This window comes from Streptomyces longispororuber (genome assembly GCF_024448165.1).
Taxonomy (GTDB): domain Bacteria; phylum Actinomycetota; class Actinomycetes; order Streptomycetales; family Streptomycetaceae; genus Streptomyces; species Streptomyces longispororuber_A.
Window position 1 is genome coordinate 20,422 of the sequence record NZ_JAMOLN010000050.1, and the last position, 16,308, is coordinate 36,729.

Here is a 16,308-nt window from a genome sequence, read left to right on the forward strand (position 1 = left end):
AGACGGCCGTGGGCTGTGCGTACACTCCGGCCGCCCGTGGTCCGGTCCTCAGGCTCCCCTGCTCCGCTGTCAGCCCAGGTCCTCAGCTCCTCATGGTTGCTCAGTGCCCGCCCGCGAGGGGCTGATCAGGGCTTGCCGAGAACGCTGTTTCACCGGCGACCGCGACGATCGCCTCCTTCACCAGGACAATGCTCGGAACTCTCTTCTCCGCCGACAGGCCTGGATCCTTCAGTTGGGTCGTGGTCCATCGCGTGGTGCCGGTGGAGCGGTCCAGTGCGAGCAACCGGCCGTAGCGATTGGCGAAGTAGAGCATGTCGTTGTTCGGCGACGTGGTGGGCGCGGAGAGGTTCTCGACCTGGGTGCTCCTGCGCCACAGCGTGGTGCCGCCGGCCGCCTGGACCGCGGTGACCGTGCCGTCGGGCCTGACGAAGTAGACCACTCCGCGGATCAGGGTTGGTGTTCCCCGGACGGTCTCCTTAAGGGGCGTACGAGTGAGAGCCTTGGTGCGCGGGTTCACCACCAGCAGGGCCGAGTACGCGGGGTCGCGTCTGTTGTCGTCCGCAGTGTCCTCGCTGGCGCGTACGGCGAAGAGTGGCCGTCCGAAGTCCACACCCAGCGGCTGAGCCGTGAGAGGGAGGGCGCCGATCTCCTGTGCGGTGCCGTCGGCCGGGTCGAGGTGCAGGAGACCGGCCTTGCCGCTGAAGGGGGCAGTCGCATCGGTGCACACCCCGTAGGGATCACCAGCCATCACCAGAGGTGAGCAGTTGGTGCCCTGCGACGATCGAGCGGGCACCCGCCACACGTCCTTGCCGCTCGCTGCGTCGAGGGCGACGAACTCGCTCGCGCCATCGGGAACGGTAAGGATGCCGCCGCTGAACAGGGCGGCGGGATGGCTCACGTCGACGGTGCGGGTCCAGGCTTGTTTGCCGGTGGCGGTGTCGATGGCCACGAGCCGCTGGGCAGAGTCCCTGGAATCCACGTCCAGAGGCACGGCGGTGTACACGCGTCCGTTCCTGATCCCGAGGGGGCGCTGCGCGGCCTCGCTGTTGTCGCCGAAGCGCCACCGCACCCGGCCGGTGGCGGCATCGATCCGCGCGACGGTGAACCCGGTTCCCGCGCAGTACACCGAGGTGCCGTCGGCGACACACCCGGAGTCCACGGTGTCCACGTTGGTGGCCGTCGGTTCAGTCTTGACGGGTCGCGTCAGGCTGGTGCGCCAGGCGCGCCAGCCGGGCGGCAGATCGAGGGCGGGGTCGACCGTGATCGGTGCCTTGTCGTTCGGCCGGCTCGACGTGAAGTGGTACCCCACCACGCCCGCGACAGTGACAACCAGTGCGACGCTCACGGCGAGCGCGATACGACGCCGGCGACTCCGTCCGATGGCGCGGGGCGCGGGCTGGTTCGTCGGTCCGTCGGCATCGTGACTACCCGGTGCGGGCGCGGTTTCCTGGCTCGCCAGGTGCTGCGCGGCGGAGCCCGCGACCGACGGCGACAAGGTGTCCGGCAACGTGGGGAACAGGGCCTGCAACTCCTCCAGCGCAGGCCGCCGTTGCGGGTCCTTGTCCAGGCAGCGCTCCACGATGGAGCGCAGTGGCTGAGGCGTGCGCTCCAGCGCGGGTACCTCGTGCACGATCCGATAGCCCGTCATGTACGGACTGTCGCTGTCGAACGGGCCGTGCCCCGTGGCCGCGTACACGAGCAAGGACCCCAACGAGAACACGTCGGACGCCGCGGTCACGTCGCGCGGCGAGGCGAACTGCTCCGGTGACATGAACGGCGGGGTGCCCATCAACCGGCCGGTCACGGTGAGGGCCTGGTGATCGGCCGCGTGCGAGATGCCGAAGTCGATGACGCGCGGACCGTCCTCGGCCATCAAGACGTTGCCGGGCTTGAGGTCCCGGTGCACCACACCCGCCCGGTGGATGTCCCGCAACGCCTCGACCAAGCCCAGCGCAAGCAGGCGCAACTCACGCCCGCCCAACGGCCCGGCCTCGGCCACGACGCCGCCCAGCGTTCTGCCGGGCACGTACAGCGTCGCCATCCACGGCTGCTCCGCCTCGGGGTCAGCGTCCACGACGGGGGCGGTGAACGCGCCGCTCACCCGGCGGGCCGCCGCGACCTCCTGCCGGAACCGGACCCGAAACTCCTCGTCCTGCGCGTACTGCGCGTGCACGACCTTGACCGCCACCTGGCGCCCGGAGGCCGACTCCCCCAGATAGACGGCCCCCATGCCGCCGCTGCCGAGCTTGCCAAGGATCGTGTATCCACCGACGACTCCCGGCGCCCCGGACTCTTCGACACTCACCGGCATATCGGCGCCACGTCCAACTCTCCTGCATAACAAACCTGTTCCGCCACGAGCGGCACAGCCTAACGCCCTGCAGGGAGCGGCCGGTAGGCGACCGCGCCATCGACGCCTCACACGTCTGAGACCCCGACAAGAGCACCAGCCCTCACGCGGGCCCGGGCAGTGCGCCCGTACGTCAAGGAGGCGGCCGGCGCTCCAGCGCAGCCAACTGGCCTCGGAGACGAACCCCCTTCGTGCCCTGTCAGAGCTTGCCTTCGAGCAGTACGGTGCGGTGCCCACCGAGGCGGCGCGCGATGTCCACGACGAACTCGGGGCGCAGTTCGGGCCAGTTCCAGAACGTGAAGCCCAGATGACCAAACGCGAAGTAGTCGCCGGCCCAGAGCCACGCGTGCACGGGAGTCGTCCGGCCGCAGGACGGGCACGCTACGGGCTCGTCGTCTCCCTCGGCCCAGGATCCCACTGCGTCCTTGAAGCGGTCCCACGTCTCCTCGATGGGCGTCCAGTACTCGTCGACCAGGGGCAGCTCTGCTGCGCAGTGCGGGCAGGTGACGGCCGAGGGCTCACCCTGCCCAGCGTCGAAGACCGTACGCCCTACAGTGACGTGCAGGCCGTTGCTCCACAGATTGACCAGTTCGGGATCCGGGTGCTCGACGGCTTCGCCGTAACGCGTTCCTGGCGCGTGCCCGGCGTCAGCGCCGAGGACGCAGTCGGTGCGTTCCGCTGAGATGAAGCCGTCCGCGATCAGCCAATCGAGAATGTTCGCCGCGAGCCCTTGCGCCTCCTCCGGCGTGGCCTCGGCGTCGACGATCGTCTGGAACCAGTCGCCCATGATCTCCCCTTCGGTACTCGTCCCTGCGTACCGTACGTTTCACCACGGATATGCGCAGCAGCCCCACCGACATCGCGTTCGTATCGCAGCCGTCGTTCGAGGCAGAGCGACCACCGCGTCGACATCCCTGGCAGCACAGGGCGGACCGTCTTCGAACTCCGCATCACATGCGCCGCATACCGCGCCCGAGCTTGCCGCAGTGATGGAGCGGCTGCCGCCGATGTGGTCGGCGGCGTGTGGGATGCCCAGGATCGTGTAGAGGCCCCCGGTGGGGTCGAGGTGAAGGTGCCGGTCACCTCTCTCGAAGGCACGGACGATGATGTCGCTGAACTCGCCGATGCCGGCGACGTCCAGTTCATGCCGCCTCACCCGGCCTCCACGCCCGTCCCTCACCGCGTCGAACCCGTGACCGCGGACGCCGCTGAGCCCACCCGGCGGACCACGATGGTGATGATGGTCAAGGTGGGGTGGGCTTCGCTGTGCGAGACCTGGCGCCAGGTTCTCTCAGGTGCACCGCCGCGGGCTTCTGCCGCGCTTCCAGGACCGCCCCGGATCGGAGCGGGAAGACAACGGCCTCCTGCGGGCTGAAGATCCCCGCAGGGGCCGACGTCGTCGAAGTCGCCTACGGCGGCCCGTGGATCAGTCGGTGGCTTCCCGTAGGACGGTCTCGGCCTGGTTACCGGCGTAGTCCTCGAGTACGGCGGTCACCTTGCTCCTGGCGCTCGCGAGGGTTACCGACAAGGCGTGCAGGGTGGTGCGGCCGTGGATCACACGGTCGCGTTCGCCCTGGCTGTACGTGGTGTCGAACGGGATCGGCTTGCCGTTCTCATACACCGTCAGGGTGTGCCAGTCGGCCAGGGTGGGCTGGGTCAGCGTGAGCGAGGTTCCGGACAGTTCGGCGGCGGACTTCGGGTAGGCCTCGATCTCGGTGTCGGCGAAGGTGCCGGTAGTCGCGACGGCAGTGCCACCGGCAGGGTTCACCGTGGCGACGAAAGCTCCGCCGTCGACCGGCATGTTGCGGAACGTAGCCGACGTCTCGCCGCGGCCGGGATGCAGGACGACGCGCCGCCGGTGACCGGCCCGGTCCTCGTCCTCCGCGGCCAGGGTGACCGAGGCACCCGAGGAGACCGGCTCGTCCCAGGACACGGTCACCGTGCCGTCCTTGGACGCCTTCGCGGTGACGTCACCGGGGCCGTGCGCGAAGTCGTAGCCGATGGTCGCCGGCCTGCTCTTGCTGCCGTCCTTGCCGACGGCGACCAGTTGAAGCCTGCCGTGAGTGCCGGTGAAGTCCTTGGCGTAGAAGGTGTCGTCGTAGACGCCGCCGAGGTACGTGCCGTCGGCGTACACGTCGTAGCGCACGACGTCCTTGTAGTCGTCCAGGTGCCAGCCCAGGTTCAGCTCGTCCGTGGACGTCAGGGCCTGGTCGATGTGGAAACCGGTGGGGGCGGCGGGGGTGTGGTCGGCGCCGTCGCTGAGAGCGAGGGCGCCGAGGTTGAGCTGGAAGTGATCGATGGGATCGGCGCCGGGCGTGAGGCCGAGGCCGAGGGTGGAGACCGTCTCGCCGGCGTAGTCGGAGAGGTCGACGGTCGCGGTGCGCCAGCCGCCGCGGACGGACTTGGCGGCCTTGATCGGTACGCGGACCGTCTTCTTCGGATCCGACTTGAGGACGAGCGCGAGACTGAGATCCGCGTCGCCGCCGCTCGGCTGCGCGTAGGTGAGCTTCACCTTGGACCCGTCCACGACCTTCAGGTCCGTCTTGTACAGGCGCAGCACCGCGTCGCCGGACAGCTTGCCGCTCACGGCCAGCGAGGAGCCGCCCTCGTAGGCGCCGATCCGGTCATAGTGGAAGCGGTCCGCCGTGACGTAGTCCGGGCCGTAGTCGTAGTCGACCTGGAGGCCGTCGGCACCGGCACCCTGGAGCCACCACTGCCAGGTCACCGGGGTGTCCTGGATGCCGATGTTGCCCCACTCCCGGTCACTCGCCCGGGCTCCGTCGCTCCAATAGCCGAGCCCGTGGCCGGTGTTGAAAGTGGTCGCGAACGTGGACCCGGTGATCGCGGTGCGTTCGGCGATGTACGAGGACATGTCCTTCCACTGGCCGTCGGCCGCCGAACCGGTGCCGGTCGAAGTGCCGGTCCACCACCGGCGCTCGCGGTCGAAGACCGTCGACTGGTGGTCGTCCTCCGTCTTGTGCTCGTAGTCGGAGTGGACGAAGTCCGCGCCGAGGGTGGCGATCGCGTTCATCGGCTTGCCGTCGTCGCCGAGGTCGTCGTCCAAGTCGTAGGGCTGGTCGAACTGGTAGGTGCCGGCCTCGACGCCGGCGAAGACCTGCCGGCGCGGGTTCACGCCCAGGGACGTGGCGTAGGCGGCGGAGTCCGTGAGCTTCTTGTGGTTCCACCAGTAGTTGAGGAAGATCGAGTCGGCCAGCGGGCCGCGCTCGCTGTTCTGGATGAACGGGGCGTTGCGTGAGGTGAACTCGTTCTCGTAGAGCTTCTTGCCGGTGCCGGCGTCGACCGAGTCGTACCACTGCACATACAGGCCCTCGGCGCGCAGTGCGGCGAGGAAGTCCATGTAGTCGTCGACGTCCTCGGGGGCGACCTGGCTCTGCTCCTGGTTGAAGAAGTAGCCGTCGAAGCCGAAGTAGTGGGCGACCTCGGCAAGTTTGCGTGCGGCCGGGAAGTCGCCCTTCTTGTCGCGTACGAGCAGTTCGCCGTAGGACTGCGGGCCGCGGTCGTTGTCCGAGAAGAAGACGGTGCCGAGGGACCGTGCGCCGTTGCGGTGAGCGGCGTTGGTGTAGCCGGGATTGGGCAGGTTGACGGAGCCGAACTCGAACCAGCGCTGGGTCCACTCGGCGGAGGGGTCGTAGGAGTCCTCGGGCACGCCCTCGGTGGGCATGCCGTGCCAGGAGGCGTAGGCGTCGGTGTACTGCCAGTAGTTGAAGAGGTACTGGCTGAACTCGTTGGTGTACGGGTGCGATTCGAAGAAGGCGTTGCCGTAGTCGCCGGCCAGGGTGAGGTTCTGGGTCTCGGCGGGCAGATCGGGGTTGCGCTGGGTGGCCGGGTCGGCACCGGCGCGCTTTTGCAGGGGGATCCGTGCGCGCAGCCTGCCGGCGTCGGTGTCGGTGCGCGGGTCCCAGTCGAGGAGGGTGGTCGCCGAATAGCCGTGCTGGTAGGGCTGGTTCGCTCCCTTGGCGCTCTTCCCCTCCCACGGGAGGGTGTCGGACGCCGACGCCATGGGCGCGCTGATGCATGCCGCGGTGAGTGCGGTGACGACGGAGACGGCGGCGAGCACCGACCGTCGTGCGAGTGCAGGTCTGGCCATGCTTCTCTCTCCCTTGTGAGTAGCTGTCCTGCCCAGGTCAGCCGCGTGCGGGCCGGATGGTGCGGGTCAGGCCCGCCACGTCCAGCCGGCTCACGGCCGTTGCTGCGCCCGGGTCGGCGAAGACCCGGTCGGCCGGGATCGTCCAGGTGATCTCGGCCGTCGCGTGCGGTGCGACGCCGAGCCGCCCGAAGGCGATCAGTTCACGGGTACGGGGCGTGCGCGTCCCGCCCGAGCGGTGGGCGAAGACGGGGATCACCGAACTGCTGGGCCCCTCGGAACGGTTCGCCGCGGTCACCGTCAGGACGACGCCGTCCGGCCGGACCGTGACGTCCAGGCCGACGACCGCCACCTCGCGGTACCCCAGGCCGAATCCGAACGGGAGCAGGACCGGCTCCGGGGCATCGCGGTAGCAGTCCACCGCGCTCTGCCGGTCGTTGTGCCGTACCGGCACGGCCGCGGGGTGCCGCGGCAGCGTCATCGGCAGCCGCCCGGTGGGCTCCGCCTCGCCCAGCAGCGCGGCGGCGACCGCCTCGCCGCCGTACGGGCCGGGATACCCGGCCCACAGCACCGCGTCGCAGTGCTCGAGGGCGCCGGTCAGGACGTGGGGCCGGCCGGAGACGACGACGGCGGTCACCGGCGTGTCCGTTGCGCCCCGTACCGCCCGCAGGAGGTCGTCCTGCCCGGCGGGCAGTGAGACGTCGGCGAGGTCGACGCCCTCACCGCCGGTGGCCTCGCCGGTGCGTCCGGTGATGGCGCCGTTGTCCGCGAACGCGTCGTCGTAGGAGCGGTGGCTGGTGCCGCCGATCACCACGACCACGGCGTCAGCGGCGGCGAAGGCCGCTGCCCCCACCTCCTCGAAGGTCTCCCCCACAGTGACCTCCGTGCCGGGCAGTACCGCGCGCAGAGCCTCGGAGATGCTTCGGTTCGACCCGGCCGGCAGCGGCGGAACGTAGTCGCCCAGCAGCGCGGGGACGTCATCGGCGTAGGGGCCGACGACGGCCACGCTCCGCAGCCGGCCGGCGTCCAGCGGCAGTGGGGCGCTCCCGTCGCCCCCGGGACCGTTCTTCAGCAGGACGAGCGACTCGGCGGCGAGCCGCCGCGAGGCCACACGTGTCACCCCCTGCGCCGCCGTCAGACGGACCACCGACCGGTCCGCGTCCAGACGGACGGGACGACCGGGCTCACCCAGCAGCCCGAACCGGTCCTTGAGCGTCAGCACCCGCCGGCAGGCGACGTCGAGCGCGGCGGCGACCTGCTCGTCGTCGCCGGCCAGGGCGGCGAGGTGGCCGAACGACTCGTCCCACAGCGACATGTCCACACCGGCCAGCAGGGCGGCCCTGGCCGCAGTCGGCAGGTCACCGGTCATCCCGGCAAGCCGGTCCACGGCCAGCCCGTCCGCCATCACGATCCCGTCGAAGCCGTGGCGGCCGCGCAGATACGTGGTCAGGAGATCGTGGTTGGCGCAGCACGGGACGCCGTCGATGTCGTTGTACGCGGCCATGAAGCCGAGCGCCCCGGCACGCAGGCCCGCTTCGACGGGAGGGAGGTGGATCTCGGCGAGGTCGTGCGGTCCCAGGTGGGCGGACTGACCGTTGCGTCCGCCGACGGCCTCGCCCTGCGCGGCCAGGTGCTTGAGGACGACGCCGACCCCTCCGTCGCCCACGCGGGAGCGCGCCTCGCCCTGCATGCCCTCGACGACGGCACGGGTCAGCTCGGCGGCGAGCAGCGGGTCCTCGCCGTAGCACTCCTCGCCGCGTCCCCACCGGGGATCGCGCAGGACGTCCAGGGCCGAGACCAGGGCTATGTGGACGCCGCTCGCCTCGAGTTCGGCGCCGACACCGCGGGCCGCCTCGGCCAGGGATTCGGGGCACCAGGTGGCAGCGACGGCGAGGTTGACCGGCAGGAGGGTGCCGCCCAGGGCCTGGTGCCCGTGCGGCGCCTCCTCCACCAGCAGCGCCCCGATGCCGTGCCGGTCTGCGGCGGCCACGGCAGCCTGCACGACCGAGGCCGCCTCGGCCCGCTCCTCGGGCCGGATGCCGCTCGTCCACGTCCGGCCGGACCAGGCATCGGCCCGGAAGAGGCCGTACAGAGCGCCGAGTCCGCCCCACCGGTCGATCTCCTCGCGGGCGTAGTCGCTCAGCCGCAACCCTCCGCGCCGGTCCCGATCGACGGCGCGCCAGCCGTAGAGGCGCTGGTTGACCTGGCCGACCTTCTCCTCGACGGTCATGGCCGCCAGGAGACCTTCGACGCGCGCCGCGTCCGCGGCAGCGGCCGAGGCCTCCCCCGCACCCGGTGTCCTCGCCCCGGTCACATCGAGCCCGTCGCGAGCGCCGAACTGTCGCTGACCGCGGAGTAGGCACTCACGCCCGAGGCGGCAGGCAGGTGCACGGCGGTGACCCCGCGTGCCGCCAGGTCGGCGGCCGAGGCCACGGTCGCCGAGGTGACGACGGCCGGCCGGCGGCCCTCCCGCGCCAGGTCCGTCCAGGCCGTGAAGACCGCGCCGCCCGGCGCGAGATCGGCGCGGCGGACCGGGACATCGTCGTCGTCGACCTCGACGACGACCGCCTCCCTGCGCGGATCGGGAGCGGCGGCACGCCCGCGCAGTTCCTCCGCCACGGCGGCGAACGCGCGGCCGATGGGCTTGACCTTCCCGTCAGCGTCGAACAGGCCGAGCGAGTACTCGAGTTCGGGGAAGTCCGCGAGCGAGCGGTCGACGTCGTGGGAGCACCACCACGTCACCCCCCACAGGGCCGGACTGTCCGCGGCGTGCCGGACGGCCTGCTCGCAGAACGCCGGCGCTTCGGACGCGTCGAGGCAGTTGAGGGGCGCGCCGATCTCCTGCAGCCACACCGGCCGGTCGACGTCGGTGGCGAAGGCGCGGGCGAGTTCCACGAGGTACTCGCCGTGCCGCACGCTCTGTGCCGACATGCCGCCGTACCGCTGCGCCGTGCCGTTGAAGATCCACGAGTGGATCGCGGTGACGTCACCGAGCCGGGCTGCGTGCGTGGGCAGGAACGGATGGTCGTCGAGGTACCACACAGCGTCGTACTCGGCGTGCAGGCGCAGGCCCCTGCCGTCCGCCGGCACGGCGTCCAGCAGCGTACGGATCCAGTTTCCGGCCTGTTCGGACGACGCACGCATCGGGGCGGGGTGCGGATCGCCGGAGAACTGGTTCACCTCGTTCCCCAGGGTGAGGCCGAGGTAGTTGGGCAGGTCGGCGACGGCTTCGTGCAGCGCACGGGCCAGCTCCGCTTGTGCCTGCAGGGCTCCGGCGTCGGTGAACATGTTCGTCGTGTGCCAGGACGTCAGCCACGCGGGTACGAAGTCGTAGCTCGACATGTGTCCCTGGATGACGTCGACGGAGGCATCGAGACCCGCCTCGCCCGCGATCCGGACCAACTCGCGCACGTCCGCGAGCGCCCGCGGCCGGATGAGCGTGCGGTTGGGCTGGAGGATCGGCCAGAACGGAAAGATCCGTACGTGGTCGAGACCCAGCGACGCGATGCCGTCCAGGTCCCGGCGGATCTCGTCCCACGACGGCTCCAGCCAGGAGTAGAACCAGTCCTTGCGCGGCGTGTAGTTCACGCCGAAGCGCAACGCGGTCATCCCTTGATGCCTCCTTGTTCGAGACCGCGCATGAAGAACCTCTGCAAGGCGGCGAAAAACACGATGATGGGTACGAGCGCGACGATCGTGCCGGCGGCGATGAGCCGCGGGTCGTCGTAGAACGTGCCCTTGAGCATGTTCAGCCCGACGGTGAGGGTGTAGTTCTGCTCGTCGGAGAGCACGATCAGCGGCCAGAGGAAGTCGTTCCACGCGGCGACGAACGCGAAGATCGCGACGACGGCCATGACGCCCTTGACCTGCGGTACGCAGATCCGCAGGAAGCGCTGCCAGATGCCGGCGCCGTCGAGGACCGCGGCTTCTTCCAGCTCGTCGGGGATACCGGCGAAGGCGTTGCGCATCAGCAGTACGTTCAGCGGCGCCACGAAGGCCGGGAGCGCCACGCCCAGCAGGCTGTCGGTCAGTCCGGCGGATCTGATGAGCAGGAACTGGGCGATGATGACCGCCTCGGCCGGCACGAGGAGCGCCGCCACGAAGATCGCCGTGGCCACGCCGCGGAAACGGAAGCGCAGTCGGGCGAGCGCGAACCCGGCGGAGGTGGCGAAGAGGACGTTTCCGCCCACGACGAGCAGGGCGACCACTGCGGAGTTGAGCACGAACCGCAGCACGGGGACCCGGTCGAGAACTCCCGTGAAGTTGCTGAGTGTCGGGTGCGAGGGCACCAGTTGCGGAGGCTGCGCATAGAGATCGTCGCCCTGCCCCTTGAGCGACAAGGAGAGCTGCCACAGCAGCGGTCCCGCGAGAAGGATGAACATGAGGACCAGGGCCGCGTAGCGTGCGGCCGATCCCGTGGTGATGCGCTTGCGCTGACGGCTCATCCGTTCTTCCTCTGCCGGTTCTGTGCCACGAGCTGCAGCAGGAGGAAAATGGCCATGATCACGAACATGACGAGGCTGATGGCGCCGGCGTAACCGGTCCGCGCCTGGAGACCGGTGCCTTCCCGCTGGATCAGCATGGTCATGGTGAGGTTCTCGCCGCCGGTGCCGCCGGTGCCATCGGTCAGCATGTAGACCTCGCCGAAGACGCGGAAGGCGGCGATCGAGGAGAACAGCCCGATGAGGCCCATCGTGTTGCGGACACCGGGCATGGTCACGTGGAGGAACTTGCGCACCGTGCCCGCTCCGTCGACGGCCGCGGAGTCGTAGAGCGAGGGGTCGATGCTGGCCAGCGCCGCGAGGTAGATGACCATGTAGTAGCCCATGCCCATCCAGATGGTGACGAACATGGCGCTGAACAGCAGGAGCCAGCGGTCGGTGAGGAACGGCACGGGCCCGCTGACGGCCGAGACCCACTCGAGGACGGCGTTGACGAGACCTCGCCGGTTCAGGAGGTTCGTCCACACCAGCCCCACAATGACCGGGGACATGATCACGGGCAGGTAGTAGCTGGTGCGGAAGAATCCCAGGAGGCGCCCGTTGCCTGCCACCAGCGTGGCGAGGATCAGCGGCAGGATCACCATGACCGGCACGACGCAGATGACGTAGAGCGTGGAGTTGAGCAGTGCCGTCTGGAAGCGCGAGTCCCCCAGGAGTTCGCCGAAGTTGTCCACTCCGATGAACTGGCCCCCGCGCAGCAGGGTGGCGTCGGTGAAGGAGAGCAGCAGGGTGTTGAAGAAGGGGAAGAGGGCGAACGTACACACGACGACCAGTGCGACGCCGAGGAAGAGCCACGGCACGTACCAGCGTCCCTGCGCCCAGTGCACGGGCCGGGCGGGGCGAGTGCGGTCCGCCCGGCGTGTATCCCGCTCAGGGGCGGTGATCGTGCTGGTCACTGCTTCGCCAGCCGGTCGTTGGCGTACTTCACGGCGTCGTCGAGGGCCTGCTGCGCCGTCGTCTTGCCGAGCAGCGCCTTGGCGATCTGTTCACGCAGGTTGTCGACGTCGCTGGTGCCCGAGAAGGCCGGCGGCCACCAGACGACGGACGTGCCGACCTGATGGGCGGCCTCGACGCGGAGGTGACCCTCGTCGGTGGCATCGTCCTTGGTGAAGTACGGGTCCTCCAGCGAGCCCGTGGAGGAGGGGAAGACGGAGGCCTTCTTCGCGAAGGCCATCTGGTTCGCCGGATCGGTGACGAACTTGGCGAACGCCTTGGCGGTCGCGGTGTTCTTCGACTTGGCGTTGACCACGAGGGATTCGAGGTACATGTTCGGCGCGGTGTTGGCGATGAGCGGTCCCATCGCGACCGACTCGGCGACCTTCGGCGCGGTCTTCTTGAGGTCGCTCAGGGTGTACGAACTGCCGGGGAGCCAGCCGAGCTCACCGGACTTGAAGGAGTCGGCCTCACCGGTCTGGAGCGCGTTGAGGGACTCCTCGGTGAAGCCACTGCCCTTGTACAGCTTCTGGTAGCGCTCGACCAGTTCGACGCCCTTGGCGTCGTTGAAGGTGAACTTGGTGCCGTCCTTGTTCATGAGCTTGGCGCCGTACATGCCGAAGGTCTCGATGGTGGGCAGCCGCCCGATCATGGAGATGCCCTTGCTGCCGCAGTTCTTGGACATCACGGCGGCCTGGTCGAAGAGCTCGTCGTAGGTCTTGGGAAGGTTCTTCGGGTCAAGGCCGCACTTCTTGAAGAGGGCGGTGTTGAAGAACGACGGGCCTGTGTTGAGATACCACGGGTAGCCGTAGGTGCCGCCCTTGACGTCCTTGAACGTCATGGCCTTCCACGCCGCCGGAAGGTAGTCCTTCTCGGCTTCCGGGTCGTCCTCGGCGACGTTGAGGAGCGTGCCGGCGTCCGCGAGGGTACGTGCCGCCTCGGGACCCATGTCGACGACATCGGGGAGGTTTCCCGCGGCCGCGTCGGCGGAGAGCTTGTCCTGGTATCCCTCGGCCGGCTGGTCCACCCACTTCACCGTGGTGCCGGGGTGCTTCTTCTCGAAGGCGTCGACGAGGCCCTCGAAGTACTGCTTGTAGCCGCCCTTGAGATTCCACGTCTGAAACGTGATCTTGCCGGCTACCTTGCCGCCTGTGTCCGCAGCACCGGAGTCGTCGCTCCCGCCGCCTCCCACCCCGCAGCCGGTCAGGGTGAGACTCAGGGCCGCGCTCGCGGCGACGCCGGCGGTCGTCCAGCGGAAGGTTCTGCTCATCGGTGTGCTCCTATGCACTCGGCAGCGGGCGTCAGCCGGAGGGTGACGACCTGGAACGGTTCGAGGGAGAGTCGGTTACCGTCGCGCAGCGCGCGCCGGATGCCGCTGTCGGGGGTGAGCTCACGCTCCAGGAGATCCGTCTCGCGTACGACGGTGTCGGCGCCGAGCACGTCCGCCCAACGGAGGGTGGCCGCGGCCCGGCCGCCCTGGGCCTCGTAGAGGCGCGCGACGAGATCGCCGCTGCCGTCGTCGGCGAGCTTGACCGTGTCGAGGACCGGCAGGCCGGTGGTCTCCGCCAGTTCCAGCAGCGGCTCGACGGCGGGCAGGTCCTCGACGACCGGGGCGTTGAGGGCGTGGGCGGCCGCCACGGTCGCGGCGTGGTCCTCGCCCGGGACGACGGCCCAGCGCATCCGGTGCACGCCCTGGTCGGTCTCCGGGTCGGGGAAGGTGGGCGCGCGCAGCAGCGACAGCCGTACGACGGCGCCGCCGCCGGGTCCGCCGAGGCGCGTGACGTCACAGCCGTACAGGGAGTCGTTGACGACGCCGATACCGAAGCCCGGCTCGGCGACGTGCACGTAACGGTGGGCGCAGTCCTCGTAATGGGCGGCGTCCCAGCTGGTGTTGGCGTGGATACTGCGCTCGACGTAGCCGAACTGCGTCTCGTAGCGGGCGGTGGCGGTGTGCACGGCCAGGGGCAGTGCGACCTTCAGGAGCCGCTCGCGTTCGCGCCAGTCCGCGGTCAGCTCCATCACGAGCTGCCGCTCGCCCGGCGCCAGGCCGATGCGAAGGCTGAGGCGGGAACCGCCGGGCAGACCCGCGGTGTGCTCCACGGTCACCTCCGCCGTGCCGTCCTCACGCGTGCGGGCTCGAACGGAGGCGGGCTCGGTCAGGTCGGTGCGCATCCGGGCGGCGTCGCGGTCGATGTCCCAGGCGTCCCAGCGCACCGGCTCGTCGCGGTGCAGCTGCAGCACGCCGAGCGGCCGGCCCTCGGGCACGAGCTCGCGGCCGGAGGCCGCGTCGCGCAGCGAGACGACATGTCCGCGGGCGTCCACGACGGCCCGCAGCAGCCCGTTGTCGAGCGCGTGTCCGCCGTCCTCCAGCGCGGTCACCGACACGGCGTCGGCGGCAGTGCCACAGGCGGCCGGCACCGCCTCCCAGGCGCTGCGGCCTGCCCAGGGCAGCGGGGAGATGATCCCGGCGGGATGGCTCGCGGAGGCACCGTGCGACAGCTGTTTGCCGGAGCGGGCGATCAGTTCGGTGAGCCGCCCGGTCACGTTCTCGTAGGTGGCGCGGGCCTCGCGGTGCACCCAGGAGACGGACGAGCCGGGCAGGATGTCGTGGAACTGGTGGAGCAGCACCGTCCGCCAGATCTCGTCCAGCTCGGCGGCCGGGTACGGGGCCCCGGTGCGCAGCGTGGCGCTCGCGGCCAGGTACTCGGCGGTGCGCAGCAGGGCCTCGGAGCGGCGGTTGCCTGCCTTCATGGCGTGCTGCGAGGTGAACGTGCCGCGGTGCAGTTCCAGGTACAGCTCGCCGACCCACACCGCCGCGCCGTCGCCGAGCTCCTCCTCGGCTTCGGCGAAGAACGCGGAGGGAGTGCGGACGGCGACGCGCGGGGCGCCCTCCAGATCGGCGAAGCGGGCGGCGCGGGCCAGCATCTCGCGGGTCGGGCCACCGCCGCCGTCGCCGTACCCGAAGGGCAGCAGGGAGTGCGAGGAGTCGGCCTTGTCACGGAAGTTGGCGACCGCGTGGTGCAGTTCCTTCGCCGTCACCTCGGCCGCGTAGGTGTCGGCGGGCGGGAAGTGGGTGAAGACGCGGCTTCCGTCGATCCCCTCCCACCAGAAGCTGTGGTGGGGGAAGGTGTTGGTGTCGTTCCAGGAGATCTTCTGCGTGAGGAACCACCGGAAGCCGGCCAGCCGGGCGAGCTGCGGCAGTGCGCCGGAGTAGCCGAAGCTGTCCGGCAGCCAGACCTCCTCGGGCTGCACGCCGAGCCGTTCGGTGAAGTACCGGCGGCCATAGGTGAACTGACGGACCATCGCCTCACCGCCGGGCATCGTCGTGTCGGACTCCACCCACATGCCGCCGACGGGTACGAACCTGCCCTCGGCGACCCGCGCACGTACCCGCTGGAACAGCTCGGGCTGGTATTCCTCCAGCCAGGCGAACTGCTGCGCCGACGACATCGCGTACACGAAGTCCGGGTCGGCGTCCATCAGCGCCAGCACATTGGACACGGTCCTGGCGACCTTCCTGACCGTCTCACGCAGCGGCCACAGCCAGGCCGCGTCGATGTGCGCGTGACCGACCGCCGTGATCCGGTGGGCGCTGGCGTGGGCGGGCCTGGCCAGCTCGGGTGCGAGTGCCGCCCGCGCCCGGGGCACGGTGGCGGCCAGGTCCTGCTCGTCCGCGGCGTCGAGTGCCGCGTCGACCGCCCGCAGCAGCCGCCAGTGCCGGGGCTCGTCCTCCCCCACCTCGACCGCGAGCCCGCCGGCGACCTCCAGGTCGCGCACCAGCTCCCACAACCCGGCGTCGAAGTCGCACACCTCGGCGCGGGCGAGGTGGTACAGCGGAGCGGGCCCGGCGGTGTGCTTGTCGCCGAGCGGCGTGGTGACGAACGGGGGCAGGCCGAGCACCAGCGGGTTGGCGGCGGCCTCGACGTAGACGGTGAAGGTCCCGTCCGCGCGCAGCACGCCGGGCGGGGTGCCCGGGCCGGTCAGCCGGAGCCAGCCGCTGCGCGGGTGGATCGCCTTGATGACCGAGCCGTCCGGCCGGTAGAGCATGGCCTCGGCCTGGCCGCCCACCGAGTGGTCCTCCCAGCCGAGTTCGAGCACGAGCTCGGTGATCCGCTCCGGGTCGCGGCGGGCCTCCTCGGGTACGGCGCCGTCCACGCGGAGCCAGGTGGTGGCCCAGGCCGGGCCCCAGGGGTCACCGACCGCGAACGGCTCGTAGACGGGGGCGGATCGACCTGACAACGTTGTCAGATTCAGTGCGTGCGCGGCGGGCACGGGCTCGCCGTCGCCGTCGACCGGCCAGGCGGAGAGGTTCACTGCGGACAGCCCGGTGTGGATCCGGGGGACCAGGCGCTGACGCAGGACGCGCTCCAGCCGGTCGAGCGTGGTTCGGGGCGCGTTGTGCATGAGTGCTTCTGCTT

Annotated in this window: 9 protein-coding genes; all 9 read right to left on the reverse strand. The window is 70.2% G+C overall.

Annotation, left to right across the window (positions count from 1 at the left end):
- Positions 1-100: 100 nt before the first annotated feature.
- Positions 101-2,311 (reverse strand): protein kinase domain-containing protein, encoded by a 2,211-nt coding sequence (locus M4J07_RS16705; protein WP_255972609.1) that lies wholly within the window; start codon positions 2,309-2,311, stop codon positions 101-103.
- A 238-nt stretch (positions 2,312-2,549) separates the two neighbouring features.
- On the reverse strand, positions 2,550-3,137 hold the full coding sequence (locus tag M4J07_RS16710; RefSeq protein ID WP_255972611.1) for a hypothetical protein: 588 nt from the start codon (positions 3,135-3,137) through the stop codon (positions 2,550-2,552).
- A 639-nt stretch (positions 3,138-3,776) separates the two neighbouring features.
- The gene (locus M4J07_RS16715) at positions 3,777-6,458 is read right to left on the reverse strand and encodes an endo-beta-N-acetylglucosaminidase (RefSeq protein ID WP_255972612.1); all 2,682 of its coding nucleotides are present in this window, start codon (positions 6,456-6,458) and stop codon (positions 3,777-3,779) included.
- A 37-nt stretch (positions 6,459-6,495) separates the two neighbouring features.
- Positions 6,496-8,685: a glycoside hydrolase family 3 protein gene (locus M4J07_RS16720; protein WP_255972613.1), complete on the reverse strand. Its 2,190-nt coding sequence runs from the start codon at positions 8,683-8,685 to the stop codon at positions 6,496-6,498.
- A gap of 80 nt (positions 8,686-8,765) precedes the next feature.
- Positions 8,766-10,064 carry a glycoside hydrolase 5 family protein gene (locus M4J07_RS16725; RefSeq protein WP_255972615.1) on the reverse strand — a complete coding sequence of 433 codons (1,299 nt, stop codon included), beginning with the start codon at positions 10,062-10,064 and terminating at the stop codon, positions 8,766-8,768.
- A complete protein-coding gene (locus M4J07_RS16730; RefSeq protein WP_255972617.1) occupies positions 10,061-10,900 on the reverse strand; it encodes a carbohydrate ABC transporter permease in 840 nt (279 codons plus the stop codon). Before M4J07_RS16730 ends, M4J07_RS16725 begins: the two co-directional genes overlap by 4 nt.
- A complete protein-coding gene (locus tag M4J07_RS16735) occupies positions 10,897-11,757 on the reverse strand; it encodes a carbohydrate ABC transporter permease (RefSeq protein WP_255972619.1) in 861 nt (286 codons plus the stop codon). Before M4J07_RS16735 ends, M4J07_RS16730 begins: the two co-directional genes overlap by 4 nt.
- A gap of 92 nt (positions 11,758-11,849) precedes the next feature.
- Positions 11,850-13,160: an ABC transporter substrate-binding protein gene (locus M4J07_RS16740; RefSeq protein ID WP_255972621.1), complete on the reverse strand. Its 1,311-nt coding sequence runs from the start codon at positions 13,158-13,160 to the stop codon at positions 11,850-11,852.
- Positions 13,157-16,294 carry an alpha-mannosidase gene (locus tag M4J07_RS16745; protein ID WP_255972623.1) on the reverse strand — a complete coding sequence of 1,046 codons (3,138 nt, stop codon included), beginning with the start codon at positions 16,292-16,294 and terminating at the stop codon, positions 13,157-13,159. The genes M4J07_RS16740 and M4J07_RS16745 overlap by 4 nt, the downstream gene beginning before the upstream one ends.
- Between the last annotated feature and the right edge of the window lie 14 nt (positions 16,295-16,308).

What these genes read in the sequence shown, in the direction of transcription:
- M4J07_RS16705 (WP_255972609.1), bottom strand. Translation starts at nt 2,311, where the DNA reads ATGCCGGTGAGTGTCGAAGAGTCCGGGGCGCCGGGAGTCGTCGGTGGA.
- M4J07_RS16710 (WP_255972611.1), bottom strand. Translation starts at nt 3,137, where the DNA reads ATGGGCGACTGGTTCCAGACGATCGTCGACGCCGAGGCCACGCCGGAG.
- M4J07_RS16715 (WP_255972612.1), bottom strand. Translation starts at nt 6,458, where the DNA reads ATGGCCAGACCTGCACTCGCACGACGGTCGGTGCTCGCCGCCGTCTCC.
- M4J07_RS16720 (WP_255972613.1), bottom strand. Translation starts at nt 8,685, where the DNA reads ATGACCGTCGAGGAGAAGGTCGGCCAGGTCAACCAGCGCCTCTACGGC.
- M4J07_RS16725 (WP_255972615.1), bottom strand. Translation starts at nt 10,064, where the DNA reads ATGACCGCGTTGCGCTTCGGCGTGAACTACACGCCGCGCAAGGACTGG.
- M4J07_RS16730 (WP_255972617.1), bottom strand. Translation starts at nt 10,900, where the DNA reads ATGAGCCGTCAGCGCAAGCGCATCACCACGGGATCGGCCGCACGCTAC.
- M4J07_RS16740 (WP_255972621.1), bottom strand. Translation starts at nt 13,160, where the DNA reads ATGAGCAGAACCTTCCGCTGGACGACCGCCGGCGTCGCCGCGAGCGCG.
- M4J07_RS16745 (WP_255972623.1), bottom strand. Translation starts at nt 16,294, where the DNA reads ATGCACAACGCGCCCCGAACCACGCTCGACCGGCTGGAGCGCGTCCTG.